The 9,650-nt window shown below is 52.1% G+C and carries 8 protein-coding genes and 1 pseudogene; 7 read left to right on the forward strand and 2 right to left on the reverse strand.

The genetic code is table 11. The features are described from left to right. Positions 1–132: 132 nt before the first annotated feature. Together CFLAV_RS21040 and CFLAV_RS21045 are read left to right on the forward strand one after the other, a co-directional pair. Positions 133–1,248 carry a glycerate kinase gene (locus CFLAV_RS21040; protein ID WP_007416848.1) on the forward strand — a complete coding sequence of 372 codons (1,116 nt, stop codon included), beginning with the start codon at positions 133–135 and terminating at the stop codon, positions 1,246–1,248. 55 nt (positions 1,249–1,303) lie between these two features. Continuing rightward, a complete protein-coding gene (locus CFLAV_RS21045) occupies positions 1,304–2,128 on the forward strand; it encodes an MBL fold metallo-hydrolase (protein ID WP_007416849.1) in 825 nt (274 codons plus the stop codon). A gap of 16 nt (positions 2,129–2,144) precedes the next feature. On the opposite strand, the gene CFLAV_RS21050 is transcribed toward CFLAV_RS21045, so the two are convergent. Then, positions 2,145–3,392 (reverse strand): WD40/YVTN/BNR-like repeat-containing protein, encoded by a 1,248-nt coding sequence (locus tag CFLAV_RS21050; protein WP_007416850.1) that lies wholly within the window; start codon positions 3,390–3,392, stop codon positions 2,145–2,147. A 198-nt stretch (positions 3,393–3,590) separates the two neighbouring features. Between CFLAV_RS21050 and ilvN the strand changes: the two genes are divergently transcribed. From ilvN to CFLAV_RS21070, 5 genes and pseudogenes are all read left to right on the forward strand, one after another. Next, a complete protein-coding gene (gene ilvN / locus CFLAV_RS21055) occupies positions 3,591–4,064 on the forward strand; it encodes an acetolactate synthase small subunit (protein WP_007416851.1) in 474 nt (157 codons plus the stop codon). Positions 4,065–4,095: 31 nt separating this feature from the next. Then, positions 4,096–5,120: pseudogene (gene ilvC, locus CFLAV_RS21060) on the forward strand (ketol-acid reductoisomerase). Positions 5,121–5,215: 95 nt separating this feature from the next. Then, positions 5,216–5,758: a hypothetical protein gene (locus CFLAV_RS35675; RefSeq protein ID WP_040549674.1), complete on the forward strand. Its 543-nt coding sequence runs from the start codon at positions 5,216–5,218 to the stop codon at positions 5,756–5,758. 60 nt (positions 5,759–5,818) lie between these two features. Continuing rightward, entirely contained in the window at positions 5,819–5,953 is a 135-nt protein-coding gene (locus tag CFLAV_RS36990) for a hypothetical protein (protein ID WP_272941462.1), read from the forward strand. A gap of 210 nt (positions 5,954–6,163) precedes the next feature. Further along, positions 6,164–7,006, forward strand: a complete 843-nt coding sequence (locus tag CFLAV_RS21070; protein ID WP_007416856.1) for a hypothetical protein — start codon at positions 6,164–6,166, stop codon at positions 7,004–7,006. Positions 7,007–7,114: 108 nt separating this feature from the next. Here CFLAV_RS21070 and CFLAV_RS32825 read toward each other — a convergent pair whose 3' ends face one another. Then, positions 7,115–9,598 (reverse strand): carboxypeptidase regulatory-like domain-containing protein, encoded by a 2,484-nt coding sequence (locus tag CFLAV_RS32825; RefSeq protein WP_007416857.1) that lies wholly within the window; start codon positions 9,596–9,598, stop codon positions 7,115–7,117. Between the last annotated feature and the right edge of the window lie 52 nt (positions 9,599–9,650).

A 9,650-nucleotide genomic window follows, 5' to 3' on the forward strand; every position in this document is an offset into this window, starting at 1 on the left:
GGTTGCCACTCTACCCGGAATGCAGGACGGCTTCAACCTTTGTACCCACATCGTTGAATTTGTGAATCGTACACCAACATGCCACGCAGTATTCACTCGCGAGATAACCCCACAATTCTCTAAACTTGGGCCATGTCACTGAAGGTCCTGATCGTTCCGGATAAATTTAAAGGCACGCTTACTGCACATCGTGCCGCGGAAGCCATTGCTCGCGGCTGGCGCAAGGCACGGCCCCAGGACATGTTGGAACTCCTGCCCATGAGCGACGGCGGCGATGGTTTTGGGGCTGTCATGGGTGAAGCTCTTTCCGCGAAATTGCAAACCATCAAAACAGTCGATGCCGCCGACCGCCCCTGCACCGCCAAGTGGTGGTGGGATGCAAAAACCAAAACCGCCATCATCGAAGCCGCTCGCATCAACGGCCTCGCCCAATTGCCCCCCGGAAAATATCACCCGTTCAACCTGCACACTTTTGGAATCGGCAAGGCAATTCTTGCAACTGCAAACAAAGGTGCCAAACGTTGCCTGGTCGGTATCGGCGGCAGCGCCACGAACGACGCTGGATTCGGATTGGCCCGCGCCTTGGGCTGGGAGTTTATTGATCGCAGCGGAAAACCCATCGTTGAATGGACAGAACTGCACTCGCTCAAAACCCTGCGGGCACCAAAAGAACCATACTTGTTCGAGGAGTTGCTCGTGGCTGTGGATGTGCAAAACACACTCTTGGGCAGGCACGGCTGCACCCGCATTTACGGCCCCCAAAAAGGTCTTATCAAAAAGGATTTCCCACTCGCCGAAAAAGCGTTGCGCCGTCTGGCCACGGTGGTGAAAAACGAATTGGGACGCGACTTTGCCTGCGAGCCAGGTGCAGGTGCAGCGGGTGGTCTGGGCTTTGGATTTTGCGCATTTCTGGGCGGTTGCATGGAACCGGGTTTCGAACTTTTCGCTGAATACGCTCAATTAAAGAAACATTTAAAATCCGCCGACCTCGTCATCACCGGCGAAGGAGCCATTGATCAATCCACGCTCATGGGCAAAGGCGTTGGACAAATGGCACGCTGGGCGCACAAATTGAAGATTCCCTGCATTGGACTGGCCGGAAACGTCGCCGTCCCCAAAAACAGCAAGAGTTTCTTTGCTCAGGCGCGTGGCTTGACGGAGCTCACCACGATTAAAAGTGCAAAAGGAAAACCAGCCTATTGGCTTGAAAGACTTGCCGCAGAAACCGCACGTGACTGGGCTGAGTAAAGGAAGCCAAACCTTAGACTTGCGATTCCAACGTCTCACTGGCTAACTCTTGTCCATGAATTTGGAAGATCATTTGGGCGATATTATCCGCAAGGGCCGCAAAGCCGCCAACGTCTCGGCAGATGTTGCCGCCAAAGTTGCCGGTTTGACCGAGGCAGAACTCACCTCTCTGGAAGAATCCGGCAAGAGCGCTAAAAAACCGAACCTTGCCGCTCTCGCCAACGCCATCGGCTTGGCACCGTCCAAACTGGAATCCATCGCCAAAGGCTGGCTCCCCTCAGAAAAAGATCTCAGCATCTGGCGCGAATTGCGCCGCATCACCACTGAAGAAAAGGGCATGGCCGTTAATTCCTACGTAGTCTGGGACGAAGTTTCCCGCGATGCCGCCATTTTTGATACCGGCTGGAACGCCGAGCAGATCATCCAACTCGTGGAAGAAAACAAACTTCAAGTCCGTCACATCTTTCTTACCCACTCGCACGAAGACCACATCGCCGCACTCGCGCCATTGCGCGAAAAGTTCCCCAAGGCGCATCTGCATACCAGTTCCAAAACCGCGCCTCCGCAACACCGCAACAAACCCAATGATTTTCTCCAGCTTGGCAGTTTGCGCATCACCAATCGCGATACGCCGGGTCATGCCGAAGATGGTGTGACTTATATCGTCGGCACCTGGCCCGAGGACGCCCCTCACGTCGCCATTGTAGGCGATGCCATTTTCGCCGGCTCCATTGGCAGCGGATTGATTTCCTGGGATCAGGCAAAACAGAAAGTCCGCGAGCAAATCTTCAGCCTCCCACCCGATACCTTGATCTGCCCCGGCCACGGCCCCTTCACCACGGTTGCTGAAGAGAAGGCGAATAATCCGTTCTTCATTTAAAGCTCTCGTCCATCAATCAAGGCAACAACGCCGCGCGGTAAAACCGTTGCGGTGAATTCATTGCATTTGTGTCGGTCCAGACATAAGGACTGCTGGGCAGCGTGAAGTTAGTGAGCACTTGCCAACTATTGGAGCCATTCACCAGGCCTGCATCTAGACACTGGATTTGATAAGACCGTCCCACGATGCCGGAAAGATTAATCTGCGGAGAGGGAGCAGGCTGGAGAGCCAAATTGACGACAGGATCAGACAGATAGATGCCCGTCAGGCTGGAAGACAAATAAATGTAACCAACCGACGCAAGACGATTGCCCGTGAAAGTCATCCCACGCATCCTGTCCTGGCTATGGAAATTACTTTTGGTCCAGTTGAGGCCATCACGGGAGAAAATAATGGAATTTGTTCCGAGACTTAAATCATAACCGCCTATAAGAAAAGTTCCGTTCACATAGGCAAGTGACGGATTCTGCATGGCAGTACCGGTATTAAGACTGACCAGGCCTGAAAGAGGAACGGATGGGGGAGTAAAAAGATTACCCGAGCTATCTGCAATTATGGTCAACCCGTTTCCATAGACAATTTTCGTCAGATCGCTGGATGAAACCGAGCTACGACTCCAGGAAACACCGTCCGCTGAGGTATAAAGATAACTTCCTTGGCCAACGGCTTTGAAACTGCCACCCCCAAAGGTTATGGCATAAATGTTGTTTGCGGCAGAGGCAATCAGTACCGAGTGCTGCGCTGTCCAGGTAATCCCATCAGGTGAAGTGTAGACGTTGCTACTCGTAACCCCACCGGCGATTAAACTGCAATCCCCCACCGCGACAAACTTGCCGTTTCCATAGGCAACGCCATTGAAGTTCCAAATCGGTCCAAGTTGCGTATTCTGCCAATCAATTCCATTGGTGGAACTATATATTGACCCATTGTAGCCAACTGCCACGAAAGTCCCGCTAGCATAGATCACGCGTGCGAGTGCGTAGGTAAAGTTGGTCTGATTGTTGATGCTCCGTTGTGTCCAATTCACGCCGTCGCTGGAGGATAAAATAATGCCGAAGTCACTAGACGGAGGTGCCATCCCAACTGCAACATAGGTATTGTTGCCATAGGTGATGTCACTCAATTCAAAGGTATTTGTGAGCCATAAAGTTCTGCTCCAATTGTCCAAAGCATCAGCCTGAACTCGAGTAGCAATTAGCGGGAATGCCAGAATCAGGGAGACAAACGTCTTTAAGAGAAAGGAAGCGATACGTAAGTTTTTCATAAAATATCCTTGGTCACGTTCGTAGTTAATCAAAAGGATGGCGTGTGTCAATGCGCTACTTCAAAGTTCCAAATTCGGTTGACCAAAGGAGAACCAGGCAAAACGAACAGAAGGTTTGGGTTCACCCCCCCGAAAAACCAGATTGACCCCTTTCCCGCTGGTTGTTAGCTTTCGCGTCCCCATATAATATGGGGATTTATGCGACATACGATATCTGTTCTCGTGGAAAACAAATTCGGCGTGCTCACCCGCGTGGCCGGCCTCTTCAGCGGCCGTGGCTACAACATTGACACTTTGAACGTAGGACCGACCGAAGATCCCAAAACTTCCCGCATGACCATCGTCACCCGCGGTGATGATGCCACGCTTGATCAAATCGTAAAACAGCTCGAAAAACTCGTCGACGTCCTCGAAGTCCAGGATTTTCGCGCCGACGAATACGTGGATCGCGAACTCGTGCTGGTGAAGGTCTCCGTCGATTCCAAGTCGCGCGCTGAAGTGATGCAAATCACTGATATTTTCCGCGCCAAGATTGTCGATGTGCAGCCGAACACGCTCACCATCGAGATCACCGGTGACGAAAGCAAAACTGATAAGTTCCTGACTCTGATGAAATCCTTCGGAGTTCTGGACCTGACCCGTACGGGCAAGATTGCCCTGCCCCGCAAATAACTTTAACTCCCAACCTCAACCTGAATCAAAAATGCCTGCTAAAGTATATACAGATAAAGATGCTGATCTCAGCGTCCTGAAGAATAAAACCCTCGCCGTCCTCGGTTTCGGCTCGCAAGGCCATGCCCATGCGCTGAACCTGAAGGAAAGCGGTCTGAACGTCATCATCGGTCTCTACGAGGGAAGCAAATCGATCCCTGTCGCCAAGGACCGCGGGTTTGAGGTCGTTACCACTGCGGAAGCTGTCCGCCGCGCTGATGTTATTTTCGTCGCCCTGCCTGACACCAAGCAGCCTGCCGCCTACGAGAAGGACATCGCTCCAAATTTGACCAAGGGCAAAACCCTGCTCTTTTCCCATGGCTTTGCCATCCATTTCAAGACCATCGTTCCGCCGAAGGACGTGGATGTAATCCTTGTCGCTCCAAAGGGCCCCGGTCACATCGTGCGCCGTCAGTTCACTGAAGGCAAAGGTGTTCCCGCGCTGATCGCCATTTATCAAAACCCAAGCAAGCAGGCCAAGAAGGTCGCGCTCGCCTGGGCCAAGGGCGTTGGTGGCACTCGTGCCGGGGTCATTGAAACCACCTTCAAGGAAGAAACTGAAACCGACTTGTTCGGCGAACAAACCGTTCTCTGCGGCGGTGCCAGTGCGCTCGTCCAGGCCGGTTATGAAGTCCTCGTCGAAGCCGGTTACCAGCCTGAAATGGCCTATTTTGAATGCCTGCACGAATTGAAGCTCATCGTCGATTTGATGAACGAAGCCGGCATCAGCGGCATGCGCTTTTCGATCTCCGAAACTGCTAAGTGGGGTGACGTCAGCGTACCCCCAAGATCATCGATGCCAGCGTTAAGAAGCGCATGAAACAGGCGCTCAAAGACATCCAGACTGGCAAGTTTGCCAAAGGCTGGGTTGCGGAATACAAAGGCGGCTACAAGAAGTACAATGCCTTGCTCAAAAAGGGCGAACAGCATCCGATCGAAAAGACCGGTGCCCGCCTCCGCAGCATGATGCCTTGGATGCAGAAACGCTCCGTTAAAGGCGTCCAAGCCTCTTATTAGTCGAATCAACAGCGATCATCCGAAGAGCCGGAAGTTTAACCACTTTCGGCTCTTTTTATTTAGAACCAAAACCCCTCCTTGGTGTTCTAATAGAAATGAGATTCGCTGTCACATCTCTCCTAATTTTAACGCTTGGAACAGGCTTGATCACCTTTGAAGCGCAAGGCTTTGTGAACGAAAATGATCGGTCTGGGTATGATGCTATTCCCCATCGCAACATCTTTGATCTGCATGGTCCTCCGCCACAGGCTGAACCCGCACCGATCATCCCGCCCACTGCTCAAATCCGCCTGACTGGCATTACCACGATACTCGGAGGCAAACGGGCGTTGTTCATGGTCCAGGAGCCAACAACCCCCGGGAAGCCACCAATTAAGGAAGAATCCTACATTTTGGCTGAAGGGCAGCGAGAGGGTCCGGTCCACTTGCTGGAAGTCGACGAACATTCTGGCACTGTCAAATTAGAGCGGGAAGGTAAAACCTCGGTTATTGCTTTGGAGATTCCCAAATCAGCAAATCCATCCGCTCCGCCAACTTTCGCAACCTCCCCAACAGCTCCGCCATTTGCCCATTCTCGAACTCCCATGCCTCAAGCACCCCAAATTCCAGCTCCCTTGCCTTTATCGAACTACAAATAATGCATCTGCCCTTCCGACTCTTTAAGGCCTGACTGCCTCGACCCAAGTCAGTTATACCGAATGCCGAAAGAAATTTCCGAATGGCAGGAGGGATTTTGGTTTGAGGCAAGGCGGAGCCCGCAGGCGCTATCAGTAGATAGCGACCAGGGCGACAACGCCGCCTCAAATCAAAAGCACCCTGCAGCCAACGACTAATGAATTCTCTTGTCCCCAAAGCCATGACTTTTCAGTCTCCATTTTCCTCAAATTTATTTCCTTCATTCATTCTGTTTCTTTTCCCCATTTCGGAAATTAATTTTGGCATTCGGTATAACCCGTTATGGAGGGCATTCCCCAGGCAATCTCTCTCCGCAACCAAAACTTAGTAGTGGTGTTTAAGAGTTCGATCCGTATATTATACAAACCATGAAACGCGTTGGAAAGACGGTGATCTGTGTGCTTGGAGGCCTTGCCTTGACCACGGCAGTTCACGCCGTTGCAAATGAAGAAAATGCCAACGACTCCGCGCCCGAAGGTTCTCATCCTTATGGGGTTATCGTAGAGCGGAATATTTTTGACTTAAAGGCACCGCCACCCCCTCCGTCAACACAGCCCACCAACACTCCGCCTCCCAATATCAAACTGACGGGGATTACCACGATTTTAGGTAAAAAGCAGGCGCTGTTTATGGTTCAGGAGCCTACGACTCCCGGCAAGCCCGCGAACAAGGAGGAATCCTATATTCTCGCTGAAGGCCAGCGTCAGGGTTTGATTGAGGTGGTGGAAATCAATACCAAGGCTGCCAATGTTAAGATCAAAAACGATGGAGTTATTTCAGTGCTGGCTTTCGAGAAAGTAACCCTTCCTCAAGCACCCGTATCCGCTCCGCCGAACCTGGCTGGCTCGCCAAATGTTCATATGCCCAACATGATTCCACCTCCAGGTGGAGGCTACCCGGGTGGAGGCTATAATCCTCAGAACCGTTTCAATAACGGGCAACCTGCGGGATACAACAACGGAGTAAACGCAGGCAATCCAAATGTTGCCCCCGGTCTCACCTCGATTCCTACGCGCACACTTCGGTCTGGCAGTGACCAGCAACAGCCCCAGCTTTCAGCAGAAGAGCAGATGATCATGGTGGAGTTGCAACGGGAACAAAATAAGAATAACCCTAACATCCCGCCTCTGCCCCCCACTCCCTTAACGCCGGGAATGAATAATTCAGGCGGAAATGGCGCCCACGGATTTCCTGCGCCTCCTAGTCCTTAAGATAGCTTTCGACTAATCTCGATGATCGTGAGCGGATCGTCTTGTGCCTTTCCTGCTCTCCCATCAGCAGAGATTCAAATCTGTTCCAAGCCAAAGCACACTTGCCAGCTATGGGGTCGTCGCCCGGAAGAAACGGTTGGTGATATCCGCTTCAGGAATGTCAAATATCAACAGTCCATTCGTTCCCGAGTTCGTTGTGCCAATCGTGACCCAGTTCGTCCGGCTGGAAAGATTTGTGGAGGCCTGTATCCGATAGTTCTGGTTGGGAATTGCCGGCAGGGAGAAAGATACCGCAGAGTTGGAACTAACGGTGAGCTGCACGCTACCGGCATTCGTTGAAGTAAAGTTAATCTTATTGGTTGATGGCCCCAAGGTAACGATGGAGTTTGTGGGGCGAAAAAGTCCGGATGGTGGCGTTACTGTGTATGAACCCGCAAGCAGGTTGGTGAACAAGTAATTGCCATTGGCATCACTGGTGGTTGAAAAATCGTTTGCAGTTACTGGAACATTGGCCCCGCCGTTGGTTCCAATAAAAATTTTGCCTGAGATCGAGTACACACTTGCCGCCGCAAAATTAACATTGCTGCTCGATGGTCCTAGGGTAATGGTTGAATTTGTTGGCTGGAAATATGCAGAGGGTTGCGCCGCCACGGTGTAGGAACCTGCCGGTATAAACGGGAATGTGTAATTACCATTTGTATCGGTCGTGGTGGACAAGTTGTTCGCGGTCACTGTGATATGGGGATCTCCATTCGTTCCAGAAGTGACTCTGCCGCTGATCGAATATATGTTTGTGGCCACAAAGTTGATGCCATTGGTCGTTGGGCCCAGAGTAAAAAAGTAATTTGTCGGCTGAAAGAAACCATCCGGCTGATTAGTCAATGTCGGAGCCACTGAATAGTCACCAGCGGGCAGGTTGGGAAATACAAAATGTCCATTTGGATCCGTCACGGTTGTGAATCCATTCGCAGTTAGCGTGACGTTGGAGGCCCCGTTCGTTCCTAAAAACACGGTGCCACCGATCGAGTAATTATTTCCGAACTCAAAAGCTCCGATGTCCACCTGGTTTCCAGCTGGTCTTGAAGCTCCACGCTGATCAAATGGCAACGCAAAGGCCCCATTCCCCTTGTCAATGGCAGAACTTCCCAGAAGCAACGGCAGGGTCAAGGTGGGGCCGCCGTTGGGGCCAAAGACACCCAGCTTGATATTCGTGTTATTATTGCGGCTGCTTCCTCCTGTCGTAAATGCCGGTGTGGAGTCCGAACTCAGATTGCTGCCACCATCGGTGATGTTTCCGAAGGAGTTTGTGTTGGGAAATGTGTCAGTCAGGATGGTGTTTCCCATGATGAAGGTTCCAGCGGCGTTCGCGATGTTTGCCCCTCCAATAAGGCCGACGATTCCAGCATTGCCAGTCGTTGACCCTCCAATTCCCGCCAAGCCATTCGTCCCGCCGGTAACCCGGCTCCCAGCAAGCGTGCTGCTCGCCAGAGAATTCACAATGCCATTATTATTGTAAATGCTGCCCCCAAAAGCGTTGCCCCCGTTGCCACCATTGCCACCCAGAAACAGCCCGGTCCCGCCAGGGCCGCCAGTCCCGCCGCCAAGTGTGTTCTGGAAAAATGTGCAGTTGGTCACAGAAAGAATTCCAACATTGCAAATAGCGCCGCCCAAACCGTCTCCGCCCGCGGTGCCTGCCAATCCGTTGTTTCCCTGGCTGGTTGTGCCCCCAGCAGCGCCATTTCCCCCTGTCCCTTTGTTGCCGGAAAATGCGCAGTTTATGGCCCTCAGCGTACCGCGGTTATACACTACACCTCCAGAGCCCGCTCCAGCCGCTCCGCCGGTCCCCATGAGGCTGGATGAGCCACCGGTGCCGTTGGTGCCTCCTGCACCACCATTGCCACCCACAGTGGAATTCCCGTTCAAATTGCAATTGGTAAGCAAAAGAGTGGCATGCAAATCATTAAATATCGCTCCTCCAAGGCCACTGGCGCCAAGACCGCCATTTCCGCCGTTCCCACCGGTAAAAATTCCACTTCCTCCATTTCCCCCAGTCCCGCCATTGCCTCCGGTCGCGTTGTTGGTGAAAAGATTGCAGTTCACCAAAGCCAAAGTTCCTTGATTCAATATCGCCCCGCCCCTGCCCGTCGCACCTGGACCACCTGGCCCTCCCGATGTTCCGTTGTTTCCCCCATTGATGCCCGGGACTCCAGGTCCTCCGCTGGCACCGAGGCTTTTCCCATTCATGATGGTAAGATTTTTTATGGTGAAATTGGTTATGCCAGCGGGAACTATGAATACCTGACTGGTTCCCCCACCGCTGATGACTCGCCCATTGCCTTCCACTACGACATTATCTTCAATGATGTTGAAAGCGTTCGTCACACTCATGGTGCCATCAAATGTGAGCACCACGGTGCCACCACCCTGCAACGCAGTGTCCAGCACAGAGACTGAATTAGTGGAGACAATGCTGTTGGTTTGCGCCTTTGCTGAGCACAAGAGCAACAGGAATGAACTTACAACCATCCCACCCAAAATGAACCTCCGCAGCAACCCTTGTTTGCTGGCTGGAGTGTTATCTGATCGGCACATGTAATATCTTTTTCTAAGGAGTCGTTTTCTACCTGATTAAACTGAATGATTA

The sequence above is a fragment of the Pedosphaera parvula Ellin514 genome, assembly GCF_000172555.1.
Classification (GTDB): domain Bacteria; phylum Verrucomicrobiota; class Verrucomicrobiia; order Limisphaerales; family Pedosphaeraceae; genus Pedosphaera.